General features: G+C 72.4%; 17 protein-coding genes. 7 read left to right on the plus strand and 10 right to left on the minus strand.

The window, feature by feature from the left end; all coding sequences use genetic code 11:
- Window positions 1–31: 31 nt before the first annotated feature.
- From ACFV9J_RS19635 to ACFV9J_RS19670, 8 genes are all read right to left on the minus strand, one after another.
- Window positions 32–1,078 (minus strand): substrate-binding domain-containing protein, encoded by a 1,047-nt coding sequence (locus ACFV9J_RS19635; RefSeq protein WP_385355915.1) that lies wholly within the window; start codon window positions 1,076–1,078, stop codon window positions 32–34.
- Window positions 1,079–1,095: 17 nt separating this feature from the next.
- Window positions 1,096–2,115: an ABC transporter permease gene (locus ACFV9J_RS19640; RefSeq protein ID WP_385355916.1), complete on the minus strand. Its 1,020-nt coding sequence runs from the start codon at window positions 2,113–2,115 to the stop codon at window positions 1,096–1,098.
- On the minus strand, window positions 2,112–3,629 hold the full coding sequence (locus tag ACFV9J_RS19645; protein ID WP_385355917.1) for a sugar ABC transporter ATP-binding protein: 1,518 nt from the start codon (window positions 3,627–3,629) through the stop codon (window positions 2,112–2,114). The genes ACFV9J_RS19640 and ACFV9J_RS19645 overlap by 4 nt, the downstream gene beginning before the upstream one ends.
- 140 nt (window positions 3,630–3,769) lie before the next feature.
- The gene (locus ACFV9J_RS19650) at window positions 3,770–4,951 is read right to left on the minus strand and encodes an ROK family transcriptional regulator (protein ID WP_356861767.1); all 1,182 of its coding nucleotides are present in this window, start codon (window positions 4,949–4,951) and stop codon (window positions 3,770–3,772) included.
- A gap of 264 nt (window positions 4,952–5,215) precedes the next feature.
- The gene (locus ACFV9J_RS19655; protein WP_003972414.1) at window positions 5,216–5,893 is read right to left on the minus strand and encodes a GntR family transcriptional regulator; all 678 of its coding nucleotides are present in this window, start codon (window positions 5,891–5,893) and stop codon (window positions 5,216–5,218) included.
- Between the two features lie 132 nt (window positions 5,894–6,025).
- Window positions 6,026–6,976, minus strand: a complete 951-nt coding sequence (locus ACFV9J_RS19660; protein ID WP_385355918.1) for a beta-ketoacyl-ACP synthase III — start codon at window positions 6,974–6,976, stop codon at window positions 6,026–6,028.
- 162 nt (window positions 6,977–7,138) lie between these two features.
- Window positions 7,139–7,291 carry a hypothetical protein gene (locus ACFV9J_RS19665; RefSeq protein WP_385355920.1) on the minus strand — a complete coding sequence of 51 codons (153 nt, stop codon included), beginning with the start codon at window positions 7,289–7,291 and terminating at the stop codon, window positions 7,139–7,141.
- The gene (locus ACFV9J_RS19670) at window positions 7,260–8,600 is read right to left on the minus strand and encodes an OFA family MFS transporter (RefSeq protein ID WP_385355921.1); all 1,341 of its coding nucleotides are present in this window, start codon (window positions 8,598–8,600) and stop codon (window positions 7,260–7,262) included. Before ACFV9J_RS19670 ends, ACFV9J_RS19665 begins: the two co-directional genes overlap by 32 nt.
- 202 nt (window positions 8,601–8,802) lie before the next feature.
- Between ACFV9J_RS19670 and ACFV9J_RS19675 the strand changes: the two genes are divergently transcribed.
- From ACFV9J_RS19675 to ACFV9J_RS19700, 6 genes are all read left to right on the plus strand, one after another.
- Entirely contained in the window at window positions 8,803–9,774 is a 972-nt protein-coding gene (locus tag ACFV9J_RS19675) for a 2-dehydropantoate 2-reductase (protein ID WP_385355922.1), read from the plus strand.
- Window positions 9,771–11,699, plus strand: a complete 1,929-nt coding sequence (locus ACFV9J_RS19680) for a molybdopterin oxidoreductase family protein (protein ID WP_385355924.1) — start codon at window positions 9,771–9,773, stop codon at window positions 11,697–11,699. The genes ACFV9J_RS19675 and ACFV9J_RS19680 overlap by 4 nt, the downstream gene beginning before the upstream one ends.
- Complete coding sequence (locus ACFV9J_RS19685) at window positions 11,680–13,617, plus strand: NAD(P)H-dependent oxidoreductase subunit E (protein WP_385355925.1); 1,938 nt, start codon at window positions 11,680–11,682, stop codon at window positions 13,615–13,617. Before ACFV9J_RS19680 ends, ACFV9J_RS19685 begins: the two co-directional genes overlap by 20 nt.
- On the plus strand, window positions 13,614–14,474 hold the full coding sequence (locus tag ACFV9J_RS19690; RefSeq protein ID WP_385355927.1) for a 2Fe-2S iron-sulfur cluster-binding protein: 861 nt from the start codon (window positions 13,614–13,616) through the stop codon (window positions 14,472–14,474). The genes ACFV9J_RS19685 and ACFV9J_RS19690 overlap by 4 nt, the downstream gene beginning before the upstream one ends.
- A gap of 32 nt (window positions 14,475–14,506) precedes the next feature.
- Entirely contained in the window at window positions 14,507–15,355 is an 849-nt protein-coding gene (gene fdhD, locus ACFV9J_RS19695) for a formate dehydrogenase accessory sulfurtransferase FdhD (protein ID WP_385355928.1), read from the plus strand.
- 196 nt (window positions 15,356–15,551) lie between these two features.
- On the plus strand, window positions 15,552–17,456 hold the full coding sequence (locus tag ACFV9J_RS19700; RefSeq protein WP_385355929.1) for an exo-alpha-sialidase: 1,905 nt from the start codon (window positions 15,552–15,554) through the stop codon (window positions 17,454–17,456).
- 35 nt (window positions 17,457–17,491) lie between these two features.
- Here ACFV9J_RS19700 and ACFV9J_RS19705 read toward each other — a convergent pair whose 3' ends face one another.
- Window positions 17,492–18,502 (minus strand): bile acid:sodium symporter family protein, encoded by a 1,011-nt coding sequence (locus ACFV9J_RS19705; protein WP_385356121.1) that lies wholly within the window; start codon window positions 18,500–18,502, stop codon window positions 17,492–17,494.
- Between the two features lie 197 nt (window positions 18,503–18,699).
- Between ACFV9J_RS19705 and ACFV9J_RS19710 the strand changes: the two genes are divergently transcribed.
- On the plus strand, window positions 18,700–19,581 hold the full coding sequence (locus tag ACFV9J_RS19710) for a LysR substrate-binding domain-containing protein (RefSeq protein WP_109028535.1): 882 nt from the start codon (window positions 18,700–18,702) through the stop codon (window positions 19,579–19,581).
- Here the strand turns inward: ACFV9J_RS19710 and ACFV9J_RS19715 are convergent.
- The gene (locus ACFV9J_RS19715; protein ID WP_385355930.1) at window positions 19,560–20,543 is read right to left on the minus strand and encodes an Lrp/AsnC family transcriptional regulator; all 984 of its coding nucleotides are present in this window, start codon (window positions 20,541–20,543) and stop codon (window positions 19,560–19,562) included. The two genes, ACFV9J_RS19710 and ACFV9J_RS19715, sit on opposite strands and share 22 nt — an antisense overlap.
- Window positions 20,544–20,567: the final 24 nt, after the last annotated feature.

The following is a 20,567-nucleotide window of genomic DNA, read 5'->3' on the forward strand; positions in this document are numbered from 1 at the left end:
GCTGGTCAGGCCGCTGCCGGGGCGGCAGCCCTCACTTGAAGCCCGTGGACATGTACTGGTCGACGTTGTCCTTGTCGACGACGGCCGAGTAGCAGGTGACGGTCGAGGGGATCTCGAACTCGGCGAGACCGCTGACGCCCTTGCCCTGGCCAAGAGCGCGGGCCAGGTCGATCGCGGAGGCGGCCATGGTCGGCGGGTAGAGCACCGTCGCCTTGAGGACACCGCTGTCCGCCTTGATGGCCTCGAAGGCGGAGAGCGCGCCCGCGCCGCCGACCATCAGGAAGTCGTCGCGGCCGGCCTGCTCGATGGCGCGCAGCGCGCCCACGCCCTGGTCGTCGTCGTGGTTCCACAGGGCGTCGAAGTCCGACTGGGCCTGGAGCAGCTGGGCCATCTTGGCCTGGCCGGACTCGACGGTGAACTCGGCGGCCTGGCGGGCCACCTTCTTGATGTTCGGGTAGTTCTTCAGGCCGTCGTCGAAGCCCTGAGTGCGCTGCTGGGTCAGTTCCAGGTTGTCGATGCCGGCCAGTTCGATGACCTTGGCGTCCGACTTGTCCTTGAGCTTCTCGCCGATGTAGTGGGCGGCGTTGAGACCCATGCCGTAGTTGTCGCCGCCGACCCAGCAGCGGTAGGCCTGGGGGCTGTTGAAGATCCGGTCGAGGTTGATGACCGGGATGCCCGCCCGCATCGCCTTGAGGCCGACCTGGGTGAGGGCCTTGCCGTCGGCCGGCAGGATGACCAGGACGTCGACCTTCTTGTTGATGAGGGTCTCGATCTGGCCGATCTGCTGCGCGGTGTCGTTGGAGCCCTCGGTGATCTCCATGGTGATCTCGGAGTACTTCTCGGCGCGCTTCTTGGCCTGGTCGTTGACGGCGTTGAGCCAGCCGTGGTCGGCCTGCGGGCCGGCGTAGCCGATGGTGACCGGCTTGCCGGGCTTGTCGTCGGCGGCCGGCTGGGTGTCCGCGGCGGCCTTGTCGTCGCCGCCGTCGGGGTCGTTGCTGGTGCACCCGGCGAGGACGGCACCGGCGGACACGGCGGCGGCCCCGAAGAGCATCCCTCTGCGACTCGTGAGCTTCGTCATGACGGTGAACCCTTTCCTCAATGCGTGCTTGCGGTACGGCGCTGGACCAGCACGGCGGCGACGATGATCGCGCCCTTGGCGATCTGCTGGACGTCGCTCTGCAGGTTGTTCAGGGCGAAGATGTTGGTGATCGTGGTGAAGATCAGGACGCCGAGCACGGAGCCGATGATGTGGCCCCGGCCGCCGGTCAGCAGCGTGCCGCCGATGATCGCGGCGGCGATGGCGTCGAGTTCGTAGAGGTTGCCGTTGGTGTTCTGGCCGGAGCCGGCGAGGGCCACCAGCAGGAAGGCGGCGATGCCGCAGCACAGCCCGGACAGCAGGTAGAGGTAGAGCCGCTGGCGGCGGACGTCGATGCCGGCCAGCCGGGCGGCCTCGGCATTGCCGCCGACGGCGACGGTGCGGCGGCCGAAGGTGGTCCGGTTCAGGACCAGCCAGCCGACGACGGTGACGGCCGCGAAGACCAGCACCAGCGGCGGTATGCCGAGCACGTACGAGTCGCGCTCGGCGAGGTCGAGGACGCTCGGGACGGTGACGACCTGGGTGCGGCCGTCGGTGATCTGGAGCGCGAGTCCGCGCGCCGAGGCCAGCATGGCGAGGGTGGCGATGAAGGGGACCATCCCGCCGAAGGAGATGAGCAGGCCGTTGACCAGGCCGCAGCCGACGCCGACCACGACGGCCGTGAAGAGGATGCCGGCGAACCCGTACTCCTGGGTGGCCACCGTGGTCGCCCACACCGAGGAGAGGGCGACGATGGCGCCGACCGACAGGTCGATGCCGCCGGAGATGATCACGAAGGTGACGCCGACGGTGACGATGCCGATCACGGACGCCTGGGTGAGCACCAGTTGCAGGTTGCGGGTGTCGAGGAACGCGTCGGGCTGGGTGATGCCGCCGATGAGGACCAGTGCGGCGAGCACACCGAGCAGGGTGAGGGTGCGGACGTCGGCGCGGCCCAGCCGGACCCGCCAGGCGGGCGGACCCTCCACGGGTGCCGCCTTGTCGATGCCGCCCCGTGGCGGGGACACGTGCTGCGTCATGACGCCGGGCTTCCTTCCATCACGAGGTCGAGTACGCGGTGTTCGTCGAGTTCGCGGGCGGGGGCCTCGTGCACGACGCGGCCCTCGCGCAGCACCAGTACGCGGTCGGCGAGGCCCAGCACCTCGGGCACCTCGCTGGAGACCAGCAGGACGGCGAGGCCCTCGTCGGCGAGGCGCCGGATGACGGCGTACAGCTCGGCGCGGGCGCCGACGTCGACGCCGCGGGTGGGTTCGTCGAGCAGCAGGACCCGGCAGCCGCGCAGCAGCCAGCGGGCGAGCACCGCCTTCTGCTGGTTGCCGCCGGACAGGGTGCGCACGGGCACCGCCGGGTTGTCGGGCCGCAGCGACAGCTCGCGGGTCGCCTTGTGCGCCGCGCCGAGTTCGGCGCCGCGGTCGATCCAGCCGCCGCGCGAGAAGCGGGACATGGCGGAGACCGACACGTTGCGGGTGACGGACTCCAGCATCAGCAGGGCCTGGGCCTTGCGCTCCTCGGGGGCCAGACCCAGCCCGGCGCGGACCGCGGCCCGCACGCTGCCGGGCCTGAGCACCCGCCCGTCGACGAGGACCTGGCCGGTGCTCGCCTTGCGGGCGCCGTAGACCGTCTCCAGGATCTCGGAGCGGCCGGAGCCGACCAGTCCCGCGAGGCCGACGATCTCGCCGGGGTGCAGCTCCAGGTCGAGGTGGGCGAACTCCCCGTCCCGGGACAGCCCCTTGACGCTCAGCACGGGTTCGCCCGCGGGCGGTGCGGTGGGCCGGTCCGGGAAGACGTACTCGACGTTGCGACCGGTCATCAGCGCCACCACCTCGCTGGTCGGCGTCGACTCGGCGGGCAGCCCGCCGGCCACCGCGCGGCCGTCCTTGAGGACGGTGACCCGGTCGCCGATGCGGCGGATCTCCTCCAGGCGGTGCGAGATGTAGACGACGGCGACTCCGTCGGCGGTGAGGTCGGCGACGATGCGGAAGAGGTTGTCGACCTCGTCCGGGTCGAGCGCGGCGGACGGCTCGTCCATCACGATCAGCCGTACGTCGTGCGACAACGCCCGTGCCATGGACACGATCTGCTGCTGCGCCGCCGACAGCTCCCCGACCAGCCGCCCCGGGTCGACCTCGGGATGCCCGAGCCGCTTGAGCAGCGCGGCCGTCGACGCCTTGGCCGCCCTCCCCCGTACGACGAAGCCGGCGGCGGTCGGCTCGTGACCGAGATGGACGTTCTCGGCGACCGACAGGTGCTCGACCAGGTCGAGTTCCTGGTAGATGGTGGCGATGCCCAGTCGCATGGCCGCGATGGGCGAGCGCAGGGTGACCTCCTCGCCGCGCCAGCGGATGGTGCCGGTGTCGGGCTGGTGGGCGCCGGCCAGCACCTTGATGAGGGTGGACTTCCCGGCGCCGTTCTGGCCGAGGAGGCAGTGCACCTCGCCGGCCTGGACGTCGAGGTCGACGCCGTCGAGGGCCCGGACTCCGGGGAACGACTTGGTGATGCCGGACATGCTGAGCAGCGGTGGTTCTGGTGCCATGTGAGGTCCCCTCGGCGGGCGTGCGGGCCGGTGTCAGGGCAGAGCAGAGCAGGGCGTGGCGGAACGGGGCCTGACGGTACGGAGCAGGGCAGGGCTGAGTAGAGCGCTGTGCTGGGTGGGGCTCGTGAACCGAACGGTGGCTACGCGGGTGAGAACAGGTGGTCGCTGATCAGCCGGGCCGCGCCGATGACTCCGGCGGTGGGGCCCAACTCCCCCAGTACGATGGGCAGGTTGCCGGTCGCCAGGGGCAGCGACTGGCGGTAGACCTGGGTGCGGATCGCGGCAAGCAGGTTGTGGCCGAGGCCGGTCACCCCGCCGCCGATCACCACCAGGCCCGGGTTGAAGAAGCTGACCAGGCCGGCGATGACCTGGCCGGTGCTGCGGCCGCCCTCCCTGATCAGGTCCAGTGCGGTGGCGTCGCCCGCGGCCGCCGCGGCGGCGACGTCGGCGGCGCTGAGGCCTCCGTTCGCCTCCAGCCGGTTCGCCAGCTCGACCGACTGCCCCTGCTCGGCGGCCTCCGTGGCGTCGCGGGCCAGGGCCGCGCCGCTGAAGTGGGCCTCCAGGCAGCCCCGGTTGCCGCAGGCGCACTGACGCCCGTCGGGCACGGCCTGGATGTGCCCGATGTCGCCCGCGCTGCCGGTCGTACCGCGGTAGACCTCCCCGCCGACGACGATGCCGCAGCCGATGCCGGTACCGATCTTGACGACGAGGAAGTCGTGCTGGGTACGGGCGACGCCCGCGTGCTGCTCCCCCAGCGCCATCAGGTTCACGTCGTTGTCGACCATGACCGGGCAGCCGAGCTCCTGGCTGAGCGCCTCCCGTACGGGGAAGCCGTCCCAGCCCGGCATGATCGGCGGAGCCACCGGCACGCCCTCGGGAAAGCGGACCGGCCCCGGGACGCCGATGCCGGCGCCGTCGAAGCCCTCCGCGAGCCCGGAGGCGCGCAGCTTCGCGGCCATGGCGAGCACCTGCTCGAAGACCGCGACCGGGCCCTCGCGCACGTCCAGTGGCTGGTTGATGTGCCCGAGGATCTCCAGCTCGGCGTTGGTGACGGCGACGTCGACCGAGGTCGCGCCGATGTCGACGCCGAGGAAGCGGAGTTCGGGGTTGAGGCGGACGTTGTGGCTGCGGCGCCCGCCGCGCGAGGCGGCGAGTCCGTCGGCCACCACGAGTCCCGTCTCCAGCAGCCGGTCCACCTCGACGGCCAGCTTGGACCTGGAGAGGTCGACCTGGTCGCCCAGCTGGGCGCGGGAGTTGGGCCCTCCGTCGCGCAACAGCTGGAGCAGTCGCGCTTGGTGAGCGTTAGCGGGTCGTGCGGTCATGCGTCTCACGAGCCCCTCCCCGCCTCGATCGGCCTTGGGTCCGCCGGTTTTCGGCCACGTCCCTGACTTGTCGGCGTGGCTTGCTTTCGGAGGGAACGTAGCAGTGGGCGCCGGGCGTGGGAAGAAGTTGCGCACGAATTGCTGCGAACTTTCTCCACTGAGTGGACAAAGAAGGGTGCGGCACGGCACGGCCCCGGACACGAAGAGGCCGTCCGGACCATGCGCCGGACGGCCTGTGAACCCGCTGCGAACGGGGCTGTGACCTTACGATTCTCCGCGGGCGTGATACGAGCGGCGGGTGTGCTCGGTGTGCTCGCGCATCAGCCGGGTCGCCGCCTGCTCGTCCCGTTCGGTGACGGCCGCGATCAGCCTGCGGTGCTCGATCCAGGACTGACGGCCGCGCTGGCGGGCGACCGGCGTGTAGTACCAGCGGACCCGGCGGTCGACCTGTGCGGCGAGTTCGGCGAGGACGGCGTTGCCCGCCAGCTCCATGACCTTGCCGTGGAACCGGGCGTTGCAGGCGACGGCGGCGTCCACGTCCTCGGCGGCGACGGCCCGCTCCCCCTCCTCGCACAGCGCCTCCAGGGCCGCGATGCCGGCACTGGAGGCGTTGGCCGCGGCGAGCCGGGCCGCCTCGGCCTCCAGGAGCGTACGCACCGTCAGGAGCTGGTCCGCCTCCTCCTCCGTCGGCTCGTGCACGAAGGCGCCCTGTGCGGGGCGCAGATCGACCCAGCCCTCGGTGTTGAGCCGCTGCAGCGCCTCGCGCACGGGCTGCCTCGACACCCCGAGGTGACCGGCGAGTTCGCTCTCGACGAGGTGCTGGCCGGGCTGGAGGGCCCGGGTGGTGATGAGTTCGAGCAGCGCCTCGTAGACACGGTCCCGCAGCGGGCCGGGCCGTTCGAGCCTGGGCACCGCGCCCTGCGGCAGTCCTGCGGACAACATCGGTCCCCCCTCGACGGCCGGAACACAATCAGTACGCGAAGTATTGATTGTCTTTCGTCTACAGTCTACGGCGCGCCCGGGCCAGGGCGCCGTGGGTGTAGGCCACGTCACATCGGGGACGGTCCGGGACGTTCAGGGGCAGCGGACGACCTGTCCGGCGTAGGAGAGGTTGCCGCCGAAGCCGAAGAGCAGGGCCGGGTCGCCGGTGGTGATCTCGCCCCGCTCCACGAGCTTGGAGAGCGCCAGCGGGATGCTCGCCGCGGAGGTGTTGCCGGACTCGACGACGTCGCGGGCGACCACGGCGTTGACGGCGCCGATCTTCGCGGCGAGGGGTTCGACGATGCGCAGGTTGGCCTGGTGCAGGACGACCGCGGCGAGGTCGGCCGGCTCGAGACCGGACCGCTCGCAGGCCTGGCGTGCGATGGCGGGCAGCCGGGTGGTCGCCCAGCGGTAGACGCTCTGCCCCTCCTGTGCGAACCGCGGCGGCGTCCCCTCGATGCGGACCGCGTTGCCCATCTCGGGCACCGACCCCCACAGCACGGGACCGATCCCCGGCTCCTCGCCCGGAGCGCAGGCCTCGACGACGGCGGCCCCCGCCCCGTCGCCGACCAGCACGCAGGTGGTGCGGTCGGTCCAGTCGACGACCTCGGACATCTTGTCCGCGCCGACGACCAGCGCCCGGCTCGCGGAACCGGCCCGTACGGCGTGGTCGGCGGTGGCCAGGGCGTGGGTGAAGCCCGCGCACACGACGTTGAGGTCCAGCGCGGCCGGGCCGGGGATGCCGAGGCGGGCGGCGACGCGGGCGGCGGTGTTCGGGGAGCGGTCGATCGCGGTGGAGGTGGCGACCACGATCAGGTCCACGTCGGCGGGGGTCAGCCCGGCCGCCGCGAGCGCCTTCGCGGCGGCGTGGCCGGCCAGCTCGTCGACCGGCTCGTCCGGTCCGGCGATCCGGCGCGTACGAATGCCCACCCGGCTCCGGATCCACTCGTCGCTGGTGTCGACCATGCCCGCCAGGTCCTCGTTGGTGAGGATCCGGGCGGGCTGGTAGTGGCCGACGGCGGTGATGCGGGAGCCTTGGTGCATGGGTGGAGTCCTCGCTGCCTCGGGGTACGGGATCCACCAGTGTGATCAGTGACCGACGGGTACGACGGCAGGTGATACGACAGGAAACCGGCGCCCGGCTTGTCGGCTTCGGTCAGCATCCTCGGCCGCCCCGGGCCGTCCGCCGGTCACCGGCCCGGGCCCTCACCCGGTGAAGAGCTGGGTCGCCTTCCGCACGAGTTCGTAGAGACCGTAGGCGAGCGGCACGCCCACCCACAGCCAGGTGAAGGCGATCAGCGGCCGCCGGCCGGGCGTCCCGGTGGCGTCAGGCGGACTCTGGCTGCGGTCGGGTGACATCGTTGCCCTCCTGTTGCGTCGGGGTGGCGGGCCGGTGGTGCCGGGCGTGGACGGGGCGGACGAGTTCGTTGGCCACGAAGCCGACGACCAGCAGCCCGATCATGATGAGGAAGGACGTGCCGTACAGGGCCGAGCCGTGCCGTCCGGCCTCCTCCTGGTGATCGGCGATCCAGTTCACGATCAGCGGCCCGAGGACGCCGGCCAGCGACCAGGCGGTGAGCAGCCGCCCGTGGATCGCGCCGACCTGGTAGGTGCCGAAGAGGTCCTTGAGGTAGGCGGGGGCCGTGGCGAAGCCGCCGCCGTAGAAGGACACGACGACCAGGGCGCACAGCACGAACAGCGGTTTGGAGGAGTCGCCGAACAGCGCGATCAGGGTGTACATGAGCGCGCCGGCACCGAGGTACACGCGGTAGATGTTCTTGCGCCCGATCAGGTCGGAGGCGGAGGACCAGCCGAACCGGCCCGCCATGTTGGCCGCCGACAGCAGGGCCACGAAGCCGGCCGCGGCGGTCACGGACACCGGCGTGGAGGTGTCGGAGAAGAAGTCCGTGATCATCGGCGCGGCCTTCTCCAGGATGCCGATGCCGGCGGTGACGTTCATGCACAGCACGATCCACAGCAGCCAGAACTGCGGGGTGCGCATCGCGGAGCGCGCCGAGACCTGGACCCCTTCGAGCGGGGCGGGGCGGCCGTCGGCCCGTTCCCTGGGCCGCGGCACCCGTACCAGCAGCACGCCGAGCAGCATGAAGACGGCGTACGTCAGTCCGTGGACGAGGAAGGCGAGGGCGATCCCCGAGTTGTCGGAGCCGAAGGACTTGAGCATCTGCGCCGACCAGGGCGAGGCGATGAGGGCGCCGCCGCCGAAGCCCATGATGGCGATGCCGGTGGCCATGCCCGGCCGGTCGGGGAACCACTTGATCAGCGTCGAGACGGGCGAGATGTAGCCGATGCCCAGGCCGATGCCGCCGACGAAGCCGTAACCGAGGACGATCAGCCAGTACTGCTCGGCCGCCGCGCCGAGCGCGGAGAGCAGGAAGCCGGACGAGAAGCAGATCAGGGCGACGGTCATCGCCCAGCGCGGCCCGTGCCGTTCCACGAGCGTGCCGCCGAAGGCGGCCGAGAGCCCGAGCATGACGATGCCGAGCTGGAAGGGCAGCGCACTCTGCGTGCCGCTGAGGCCGAGCGCGGACTCCAGGGGCGGTTTGAACACGGACCAGGCGTAGGCCTGGCCGATGGAGAGGTGGACCGAGAGAGCGGCCGGGGGAACGAGCCAGCGGCTCCAGCCCGGGGGTGCGACGGGGGGACTCATGGGTCCCCAACCGTAGGCATCCGGAAAGCGCTTGAGAAGACTGTTGAGCGGACAACTACAGAAGCCGATCACCCGACTACAGACCACCACCACTGCTGCGCAAGGCCTTGCCGCCCCAACCTCCATACTGTAGACAATATTTCGTCGACAGACATTCTCGGTTCCTCCTCGGTATCCCTCGACCGAACGGAGCTCCCCCGCCATGAAAGTCGCAGTACTCGGCGCCGGGGCGATCGGCGCCTACGTCGGCGCCGCGCTCCACCGTGCGGGCGCCGACGTGCATCTCATCGCCCGTGGACCGCATCTGGCGGCCATGAGGCAGTACGGAGTCCGGGTACGCAGCCCGCGCGGCGACTTCACCGCGCATCCGCACGCCACCGGCGACCCGGCCGAAGTCGGCCCGGTCGACTACGTGTTCCTGGGTCTGAAGGCCAACTCGTACGCGGCGTGCGGGCCGCTGATCGAGCCGCTGCTGCACGACTCCACGGCGGTCGTGGCCGCCCAGAACGGCATCCCCTGGTGGTACTTCCACCGTCACGGCGGCCCCCACGACGGGCGCCGCCTCGAAAGCGTGGACCCGGCCGGCGCGGTCAGTGCGGTGCTCGCGCCCGAACGGGCCGTCGGCTGCGTCGTGTACGCGGCCACCGAACTGGAACAGCCGGGCGTCGTACGCCATGTGGAAGGCACCCGGTTCTCGATCGGCGAGCCCGGCCGGGAGGTCTCGCCGCGGTGCACGGCGTTCAGCGAGGCGATGCGCTCGGGCGGCCTGAAGTGCCCGGTCGAGCCGGACCTGCGGGGCGACATCTGGCTGAAGCTGCTGGGCAACATCTCCTTCAACCCGATCAGCGCCCTGGTCCGGGCCACCATGCGGCAGATGTGCCTGCACGGCGGCACCCGCGAGGTCATCGAAACCATGATGACCGAGACGCTGGCGGTCGCCGCGGCCCTCGGCTGCGAGGTCGGCGTCTCCATCGAACGCCGGCTCGCGGGCGCCGAACGGGTCGGCGACCACCGCACCTCCACGCTCCAGGACCTGGAGCGCGGCAAGCCGCTCGAACTCGACGTCCTGCTCGCCGCCGTCGTCGAGCTGGCGGAGATCACCGGGGTCCCGGTCCCCACCCTGCGCACCGTGCACGCCCTGTCGGACCTGCTCGCGCTGAGGAGCGCCGCATGACGAAACGCGACCGAACCCCCAAGACCTACACCCGCCTCACCCACCCCCTGGTCCGGGACTCGCGCGAAGCACCCTTCCGCCGGGCGACCTGGGAGGAGGCCCTGGACCGCACGGCCCGGGGCCTGACGGCGGCGCGCGGCGCGTTCGGGATGTTCTCCTGCGCGCGGGCGACCAACGAGATGAACTACGTGGCGCAGAAGTTCACCCGGGTGGTCATGGGCACCCACAACGTGGACTCCTGCAACCGCACCTGCCACGCGCCGAGCGTCGCGGGCCTGTCGGCCGCCTTCGGCTCGGGCGGCGGCACCTCCTCCTACGAGGAGATCGAGCACACCGACGTCATCGTCATGTGGGGCTCCAACGCCCGTTTCGCGCACCCCATCTTCTTCCAGCACGTGCTGAAGGGCATCCGGGGCGGCGCCCGCATGTACGCGGTGGACCCGCGCCGCACCTCCACCGCCGAGTGGGCGGAGGGCTGGCTCGGACCGAACGTCGGCACGGACATCGCGCTGGCGCACGCGGTCGGCCGGGAGATCATCCACGCGGGCCTGGCCAACGAGGCGTTCGTCGAACGCGCGACGACGGGCTACGACGACTACAAGGCCCTGGTCGAACCCTGGACCCTCTCCCTCGCCGAGAAGGTGACCGGCGTACCGGCCGCCGCCATCCGCGAGCTGGCGCACGCCTACGCCCGTGCCGAGCGCGCCCAGCTGTGCTGGACCCTCGGCATCACCGAACACCACAACGGCACGGACAACGTCCGCGCCCTGATCAACCTCTCCCTGCTCACCGGCCACGTCGGCCGCTACGGCTCCGGTCTGCAGCCCCTGCGCGGCCAGAACAACGTGCAGGGCGGCGGCGACATGGGCGCCATCCCCAACCGCCTCCCCGGCTTCCAGGACGTCCTCGACCCGGAGGTCCGCCGGAAATTCGAGACGGCGTGGGACACGGTGGTCGAGCCGTGCCACGGCCTCACGCTGACGGAGATGTTCGAGGCGATGGACGAGGGCGCGCTCCGCGCCGTCTACTGCATCGGTGAGAACCCGGCCCAGTCGGAGGCGGACGCCGAACAGGCGGTACGCCGCCTGCGCGCCCTGGACTTCCTGGTGGTCCAGGACATCTTCCTCACCAAAACCGCCGAACTGGCCGACGTGGTCCTCCCGGCCACGGCCGGCTGGGCGGAGACGGAGGGCACCACCACCAACAGCGAACGGCGCGTACAACGCGTCCGCAGGGCGGTGACCCCGCCGGGCGAGGCCCGCGAGGACATCGACATCCTCTGCGACCTCGCCGCCCGCCTGGGCCACGACTGGAAGTACGCCGACGCCGAGGCGGTCTGGAACGAACTGCGCTCCCTCTCCCCCGACCACCACGGCATGACCTACGCCCGCCTGGAGGAGCACCAGGGCATCCAGTGGCCGTGCCCGAGCACCCAGGAGCTGGAACCGACGTACCTGCACGGCAGGTTGTGGGCCCAGGACCCGGCCTCCCGCGGCCGTCTCGCCCCCTTCGGCATCGTCCGGCACGACCCGCCCGTAGACCTCACCGACGAGCAGTACCCGATCCGGCTGACCACTGGACGCCGCCTCGACTCGTACAACACGGGCGTGCAGAGCGGCGGTTACGCCTCACCGCTGCGCCGCGGCGAGTCCGTCGAACTCTGCCCGGAGGACGCCGAACGCTACGGGGTGGTGGTCGGCGAGGAGGTCCGGGTCACCTCCCGGCGCGGTTCACTGCTCGCGCCCGTCCGGGTCGACACGGCCCTGCGCCCGGGACTTGCCTTCATGAGCTTCCACTTCCCCGACGAGGTGGACACCAACCAGCTGACCATCGAGGCGAACTGTCCCATCGCCGGGACGGCGGAGTTCAAGGCCTCGGCGATCCGGATCGAGAAGGTGAGCGCCAGTGGACCTGCGCTTCGGTGACAGCAAGCCCACGGACGAGGAACGCGCGGCCGTGGACGCCCTGCTGGGCCCGCCCGAGTCCTCCTGGGAGGGCGCGGACCGCTCCGACGCGGACCTCAGATGGGCCCGCGGCGGCCGGGAGGCCCGGGACCGCCGCGACCAGCTCCTCCCGGCCCTGCACGCGCTCAACGACCGCGTCGGCTGGATCAGCGAGGGCGCCCTGGACTACGTGTGCCGCCGCCTGACGGTCCCCCCGGCGGAGGCGTACGGGGTGGCCACCTTCTACGCCATGTTCTCCGTCCGCCCCCGCCCGGCCACGGTCCTGCACGTCTGCACGGACCTGGCGTGCACGGCGGCGGGCGCGAGTGAGCTGTGCGCGACCGTGGAGAAACGCCTGGGCCCGCAGAGCGGCGTGAAGGTCGAGCGGTCTCCCTGCCTGGGCCTGTGCGAACGGGCCCCGGCGACTCTGGTGATCCAGGCCGGCACTCCAGCCCGTCCGGCGTTTGAGGACGAGGCCGTCCAGGCCGAAAGCGGGGGTCCGGGGGCGGCAGCCCCCGGGGACGGGAAAGGGAAGGGGCGGCGGGGGCGAAACACCCTCCACGCGACGGCGGTATGCGCCCCCGCAACCCCCGACCGGGCGGTCACGGCGGCCACCGCCCCCGAATCCGCCCCCACCGAACCCGCCCCCGAAACCGCCGTCCCCCAGACCGGCACCCCCACCCCCACCCTCACCCTCCTCCACCGCATCGGCACCACAGACCCCACCTCCCTCGACGACTACCGCGCCCACGGCGGCTACACCGCCCTCCGCCGCGCCTTCGCCCTCGGCCCCGCCGCCGTCATCCGCGAGGTCACCGACGCCGGCCTGGTCGGCCGCGGCGGCGCCGCCTTCCCCACCGGCCGCAAGTGGCAGGCGACGGCCGCCCAGCCCGACCACCCGCACTACCTCGTCTGCAACGCCGACGAATCCGAACCGGGCACCTTCAAGGACCGCGTCCTGATGGAGGGCGACCCGTACGCCCTGGTCGAGGCCATGACGATCGCGGCCTACGCGACCGGCGCCCACCGGGGCTACCTCTACCTCCGCGGCGAGTACCCCCGCGCCCTGACCCGCCTCACCCACGCCGTCGAGCAGGCCCGCACCCGCGGCCTGCTCGGCGACGACGTCCTCGGCCAGGGCTACGCCTTCGACATCGAGATCCGGCGCGGCGCGGGCGCGTACATCTGCGGCGAGGAGACGGCCCTGTTCAACTCCATCGAGGGCCACCGCGGCGAGCCACGCTCCAAGCCGCCGTTCCCGGTCGAGAAGGGCCTGTTCGGCAAACCCACGGTGGAGAACAACGTCGAGACCCTGGTCAACGTCCTCCCCATCCTGACGATGGGCGCCGAGGCGTACGCCGCGATCGGCACTCCGACGTCCACCGGCCCCAAGCTGTTCTGCGTGTCCGGCACGGTGGCCCGCCCCGGCGTCTACGAACTCCCCTTCGGCGCCACGCTCGGTGAGCTGCTCACCCTCGCCGGGGTCCGCGACAACCTCCGCGCGGTCCTGCTCGGCGGCGCCGCGGGCGGTTTCGTCCGCCCCGACGAACTGGACATCCCGCTCACCTTCGAAGGCACCCGCGAGGCGGGCACCACCCTGGGCTCCGGCGTCGTCATGGCCTTCGACGACACCGTCCCGCTGCCCCGCCTCCTGCTGCGGATCGCCGAGTTCTTCCGCGACGAGTCGTGCGGGCAGTGCGTGCCGTGCCGGGTCGGGACCGTGCGCCAGGAGGAGGCGCTGCACCGGATCGCCGACCGCACGGGCGCCGCGGCGGCCGACGACATCGCCCTGCTCCGCGAGGTCGGCCGCGCGATGCGGGACGCCTCGATCTGCGGTCTGGGGCAGACCGCGTGGAACGCCGTGGAATCCGCCATCGACCGTCTCGGGGCGTACGAATGACCGCGATACCGCTCGGAGTGCCGCGCCGCCTGGTGGAGTTCACCCTCGACGGGCAGGAGGCCCGGGTCCCCGAAGGGTCCACGATCCTCGACGCCTGCCGGGCCGCCGGGAAGGACGTCCCGACCCTGTGCGAGGGCGACACGCTCACGCCGAAGAACGCCTGCCGGGTCTGCGTGGTGGACGTGGAGGGCGCCAGGACCCTCGCGCCGGCCTGCTCGCGCATGGCGGAACCGGGCATGGTGGTGCGCACGGACACCGAGCGGGCCCGGCACAGCCGCAAGGTCGTCCTCGAACTCCTCGCCTCCTCGGTCGACCTGTCCACGACCCCCTCGGTCGCCCAGTGGATCAAGGAGTACGAGGCGAAGCCCGACCGCTTCGGCCCGGACACGGCCCGCGTCGACGAGGAACCACGTGTCGACAACGACCTCTACGTGCGCGACTACGGCAAGTGCATCCTCTGCTACAAGTGCGTGGACGCCTGCGGCGACCAGTGGCAGAACAGCTTCGCCATCTCCGTCTCCGGCCGCGGCTTCGACGCCCGGATCTCGGTCGAGCACGACGGCCCGCTGACCGATTCCGCGTGCGTGTACTGCGGCAACTGCATCGAGGTGTGCCCCACGGGCGCCCTGTCCTTCAAGTCCGAGTTCGACATGCGGGCGGCGGGCACCTGGGACGAGGAGCGGCAGACCGGGACGACGACGGTGTGCGCGTACTGCGGCGTGGGCTGCAACCTCACGCTCCACGTACAGGACAATGAGATCGTGAAGGTCACCTCTCCGCACGACAATCCGGTGACCCACGGCAACCTGTGCATCAAGGGCCGCTTCGGCTACCAGCACGTACAGAACCGGGACTGACCGGCACACCGACCGGCGCAAGGGGCACGAACATGGGACGAGTCACGGAACGACGCAAGGTCATCCGCATCAGGGACGGAGCGGTCTCCACCCGCCCGGACACGCTCGTCGCCGAGGAACCGCTGGAGATCCGGCTCAACGGCAAGCCCCTCGCCATCACGATGCGCACCCCCGGCGACGACTTCGCGCTGGCGGCGGGCTTCCTGGTGAGCGAGGGGGTGCTGGCCGAGCAGGGCGACCTGCAGAACATCGTGTACTGCGCGGGCGCGACGGCCGACGGCACCAACACCTACAACGTGGTCGACGTGAAGACCGCCCCCGGTGTGCGGGTCCCCGACATCACGCTGGAGCGGAACGTCTACACCACCTCCTCCTGCGGCCTGTGCGGCAAGGCGAGCCTGGACGCGGTGCGTACGACGGCCCGCTGGCCCATCGCCGACACACCCCCGGTCCGCGTCACCCCGGAACTCCTCGCGGACCTCCCCGACCGGCTGCGCGCCTCCCAGCGGGTCTTCGACCGCACGGGCGGGCTGCACGCGGCGGCGCTGTTCACCGAGGACGGCGAGCCGGTGGACGTACGGGAGGACGTGGGCCGGCACAACGCGGTCGACAAGCTGGTCGGGCGTGCCCTGCAGAACGGGGACCTGCCGCTGTCCCGTTCCGTGCTGCTGGTGTCGGGCCGGGCCTCCTTCGAGCTGGCGCAGAAGGCCGTGATGGCGGGCATCCCGGTACTGGCCGCGGTCTCCGCGCCGTCCTCGCTGGCCGTGGACCTGGCCGCCGAGACCGGTCTGACACTGGTGGGCTTCCTGCGCGGCAGCTCCATGAACGTGTACGCGGGTGAGGACCGGGTCGCCCTGCGGGCCGCGGTCGCCCAGGGCTGACCCCCCTCCCCGCGGCACGGCGGCGGGGCTCCTGCCGGGCGGGGAGCGCCCCCTGCGCCCCGGGGGCCCCGCCTCGACCACGCCGGTGTCCGACACGCGGGGGACGGCGCGGTCCCCGCGGACACCGGACGTCTCTTGTACTGATGTCCGGACGAATGGGTCCCCTCCACCAGCCGCCCGAAGGGCAGACCGCGCCATGCCCCCTCGAACCCGCCGTCCCTGCTGGCTCGCGCTCGCCGCGTCGTGCACGCTGGCCCTGTCCCCGCTCCCCGCGCACGCCCAATCCGGCGACCGAGCCCCCGGTTTCGAGGAGCAGGTGCTCTTCGACGCGGCCCGCGACCCCGGCGGATACGCCTGCTTCCGCATCCCGGCGATCGTGCGCACGACCGAGGGCACGCTGCTCGCCTTCGCCGAGGGCCGCGTCCTCGACTGCGCGGACGCCGGTGACATCGACATCGTCCTCAAACGCTCCACCGACGGCGGACTTACTTGGGGCCCGCTGCGGGTCGTCAACGACGGCGACGGCGACACCCACGGCAACCCGGCCCCGGTCGTCGACCGCGCGACCGGCCGCGTCCTGCTCCTTGAGACGTACAACGCGGGCCGCACGGACGGCGCCAACTGCGCGGTGCCCTGCGCCCGCACGCCGCACCTCCAGCACAGCGACGACGACGGCCGCACCTGGTCCGCGCCCCGCGACCTGAGCCCCGAGATCCTGCCGCCCGACTGGAACTCCTGGTACGCCACCGGCCCCGTGCACGGCGTCCAGCTCACCGGCGGCGCCCACCCCGGCCGGCTCGTCGTCGGCGTCAACGCCGAGACCTGGGACGGCACCCGGGTCAGCGCCAACCACGCGGCCCTCGTGGTCAGCGACGACGGCGGCGAGCACTGGAGGACCGGCGCCACCGACACCTGGCCCGTCGCCGCCGACGGCACCTTCCGGCAGAAGCCCTCCGAACTGACCCTCACCGAACGCGCCGACGGCGCCCTCCTGGTCAGCGGCCGGGAGGAGAACGGCACCGACCTCGGCCACCGCACCCAGGCACTCAGCCGGGACGGCGGCGACAGTTTCGCGGCGCCCTTCCGGGCCCTGCCCGACCTGTACGCCCCGCAGGTGCAGGGTGCGGTGCTGCGTCTCGGCGACCGCATCCTGCTGTCGGCGCCCGCCGACCCCGACCGCCGCCGGACGATGACGGTCCGCTCCTCCCGGGACGGCGGCGCGACCTGGGACAGCGCGGACCGCGGCACGGTCGTCACCCGGGACTGGTCCGGCTACTCGGACCTGGTGAGGGTCGACGACGACACCGTGGGCCTGCTGTACGAGGGCGGGAAGACCGACGCCCGCGACGAGATCCGCTTCGCCCGCCTCGCCGCGGACCGGCTCGCTCCACCCCGGGGCCCCGACCCCACCACCCCCGACCTCGCCGCCGGAGCGGCCCCCGCGGCCGTGCTCGGCGGCGCCGCGCCGGCCGCGGACGGCGCGGTGGGCGGCGCGCTCGCGTTCGACGGCGCGGACGACGCCGTACGGCTGCCCTACGACGGGCGGCTGGCGCTCGGGGAGGGGGACTTCACGGCGTCGCTGTGGTTCCGGTACTCGGCGGCCGACGGGGAGCAGCCGCTGCTGTGGATGGGCGGCATCGGCACCACCCAGCCCCAGGTGTGGCTGCGCGCCGAACCGGACGCCGGGCGGGTGCAGGGGCTGATCACCGCGCGCGACGGCGCGACGGCCCCGCGCTCGGCGTGGGTGCGCACGGACCGCGCGTACGACGACGGGCGGTGGCACCGTCTGACGCTGCGCCGCGGCGGGGGACGGCTCACGCTGTTCGTCGACGGTTCGGCGGCGGCCGACGCGGCGGACGTGCCGGGCTCGGTCAGCCGGAACTCCCCCTTCGGGGTGCACATCGGCGAACGGATGGACGGCCGGGCCCGCTTCACCGGCGCCGTCGACGACGTACAGGTGTGGAACAGGGCCCTGACGGACTCGGAGATCGCCGCCGGTGACCCGCCCGCCGCCACCGGGAGCACCGTCCTGCACCTTCCCCTGGACCGGGTGGACGCGGCGGCCGCGGACACGGGCGGGAGCGCGGCCAGGGGCGGCTGACGGTCACCGCGCGGGAACGCCGGAACGCGGGGGCCTCAGCCGGAGCGGCTGCCGGTGCCGGCCGCGGTCCGCGCCGGGGCGGCCGGCTCCTCGGACGCGACCGCCTCCGGGTCGCGCGACCGGCGTTTGGCGATCACCGCGCACACCATCAGCTGCATCTGGTGGAAGAGCATCAGCGGCAGCACCGCCAGCGAGGCCTGGGCGCCGAACAGGACGCTCGCCATGGGCAGTCCGGCGGCGAGGGACTTCTTGGACCCGGCGAACTGGATCGCGATCCGGTCCTCCCGCCCGAAGCCGAGGCCCTTCGCCCCGTACCAGGTCAGGGCCAGCATCACGGCCAGGAGCACCGCCTGGACGGCCAGCAGCCCGGCCAGCCGCGCCGGACTCACCTGGTGCCAGATGCCCTCGACCATGCCCTCACTGAACGCGGTGTAGACGACCAGGAGGATGGAGCCTCGGTCGACGAGCCCGAGCACCTTCTTGTGCCGGGCGACGAAGCCGCCGATCCACCGGCGCAGCAGTTGCCCGGCCACGAACGGCACCAGCAGTTGCAGCACGATCTTCACCACCGAGTCGGCGGAGAACCCGCCCCCGCTGCCGCCCAGCAGGGCGGCGGCCAGCAGCGGTGTGACGACGATGCCGACCAGCGAGGAGAAGGACCCGGCGCAGATGGCGGCGGGCACGTTGCCGCGGGCGATGGAGGTGAAGGCGATTGACGACTGGATGGTCGACGGGACCAGGGTGAGGAAGAGCAGGCCCTGGTAGAGGGGATCGGTCAGGAACACCGGGACCAGACCGCGCGAGGCGAGGCCGAGCAGCGGGAAGACGACGAAGGTGCAGGCCAGCACGGTGACGTGGAGCCGCCAGTGCCGTACGCCGTCCATCGCCTCACGGGTGGAGAGCCGGGCGCCGTAGAGGAAGAAGAGGAACGCGATCGCGCCGGTGGAGGCGCCGGAGGCGACGTCCGCGCCCGTGCCGCGGGCCGGCAGCAGCGCGGCGAGGCCCACCGTGCCGAGCAGCAGCAGGATGTACGGGTCGATCGGCATCCAACGCGGCCAACGCAGGCGTTTCACGGTGCTCCACTTGCTCGCTGCTTGCTCGTACGGCCCGTACGGCCCGTACTGCTCATTCCACGGGGTCACGGGTCCCCGCTCCATCGTGCTCCCCCGTCCGGCGATCGGGAATCCGGCATACCGCTCTGACTGTCATCACAATCACCGATGACCACCGCTAGGCTGGCGGCATGTACGACCCCTCCCACCTGCGTACGTTCCTGTCGGTGGCCCAGACGCTGAGTTTCACGCAGGCCGCCCGGCGGCTCGGGCTGCGTCAGTCGACGGTGAGCCAGCACGTGCGGCGGCTGGAGGACGCCACCGGGCGGCAGCTGTTCAGCCGGGACACGCACTCCGTGGAGCTGACCGAGGACGGGGAGGCGATGCTCGGGTTCGCGCGCCGGATCCTGGAGGTGCACGAGCAGGCGACGGCCTTCTTCACGGGCACCCGGCTGCGCGGGCGGCTGCGGTTCGGGGCGTCCGAGGACTTCGTGCTGACCCGGCTGCCGGAGATCCTGGAGGCCTTCCGGCACGACCACCCCGAGGTCGACCTGGAGCTGACGGTGGAGCTGTCGGGCACGCTGCACGAGCAGCTGGCGGCCGGGAAGCTGGACCTGGTGCTCGCCAAGCGGCGGCCCGAGGACCCGCGCGGCGAGCCGGTGTGGAGCGACCGGCTGGTCTGGATCGGCGCGGAGCGGCTGCGCCTCGAACCGGACCGCCCGGTGCCGCTCATCGTCTACCCGCCGCCCGGCATCACCCGCGCGCTCGCCCTGGACGCCCTGCAGCGGGAGGGCCGCGCGTGGCACATCGCGTGCACCAGCGGCAGCCTCAACGGCCTGATCGCCGCCGCCCGAGCGGGCCTGGGCGTGATGGCGCACTCGCGCGGCCTCGTCCCGCCCGGTCTGGTACGGGTGCCGGACCGGGCCGGGCTGCCCGAGCTGGGCGGCGTCGACTTCGTGCTGGTGCACGGCGGCCGCCGCCCCTCGGCGCAGGGCGCGGCCGACGCGCTGGCGGCGGCGATCCTGGCGGGCGGCGACCGGCTGCACCGGCCTCAGCGCACGGGCCTCGGATAGGTCAGCCGCTTGACGCGACGCAGGAGCGGGGACGCCTCCAGGTGCTGGACGCCCTCCAGGTGCCCGAGCGGTCCGCTGAGGTAGGTGTAGAGGTCGGCGGTACTGCGGACGACCGCGGTGGCGATGATGTTGGACGGCCCGGCCGTCGCGGCGACGTGCGCGATCTCGTCGTGGGCGGCGAGGGCCTCACCGACCCGGTGCAGGGCGGCGGGGCTGGTGGTGATCCACAGGGCGGCGTCGGTGCGGTAGCCGAGGATGTCGGGGTCGTACTCGACGTCGATGTAGACGGCACCGGAGGCGAGCAGCGCGGCGAGACGGCGCTTGACGCCGGACTCGGAGCGACCGGTGGCTCGTTGGAGTTCCGGGTAGGTGGCCCGGCCGTCCCGTTCCAGGACGGCGAGCAACGACTCGTCCTCGGGGTCGATGCGGGCCGGTCCCTGCCGGGTGGGACCCGGCTCGATCCGCAGTGCCGCCACCTGCTCGTCGCTGAGCACGCCGAACTTGCGCAGCCAGCCGCTCGGCCCGCCGTAGAAGCGGTGCAGCATCTGGTGAGCGTGGATCTCCAGCACGCGCGGTGTGCGCGGCAACTTGCCGAGGAGCAGGTCGTCGCGGGCACCGGGGCTGCGCGGCCGGGTTCCGAGGATGACCTCCGTGCCACCGCTGGCCACTCCGATCCAGTTGGTGTCCGGCCGCTTCGCGAGGGCGTCCGCGATGGCCGCGGAACTGTCGGGCACGCAGCGCAGCCGTAGCGTCCAGTGGTCCTGGCCGAGCCGCTCGGCGTCCCGGACGGCGACCACTCGCAGCCCGCCCTCGGCGCACAGCCTGCGGTAGCGGCGGGCGACGGTCTGGGCGGAGACGCCGAGTACCGCCCCGATGCGGCTGAAGGAGGCGCGGCCGTTCACCTCCAGCGCGTCGAGCAGCCCCAGGTCGAGTTCGTCGAAGGAGTCGGATTCCATCCGCATGGCGGCCTTTCCTGTCGGCTTCCG

It is taken from the genome of Streptomyces sp. NPDC059906 (assembly GCF_042730645.1).
Lineage (GTDB): Bacteria > Actinomycetota > Actinomycetes > Streptomycetales > Streptomycetaceae > Streptomyces > Streptomyces rubrogriseus.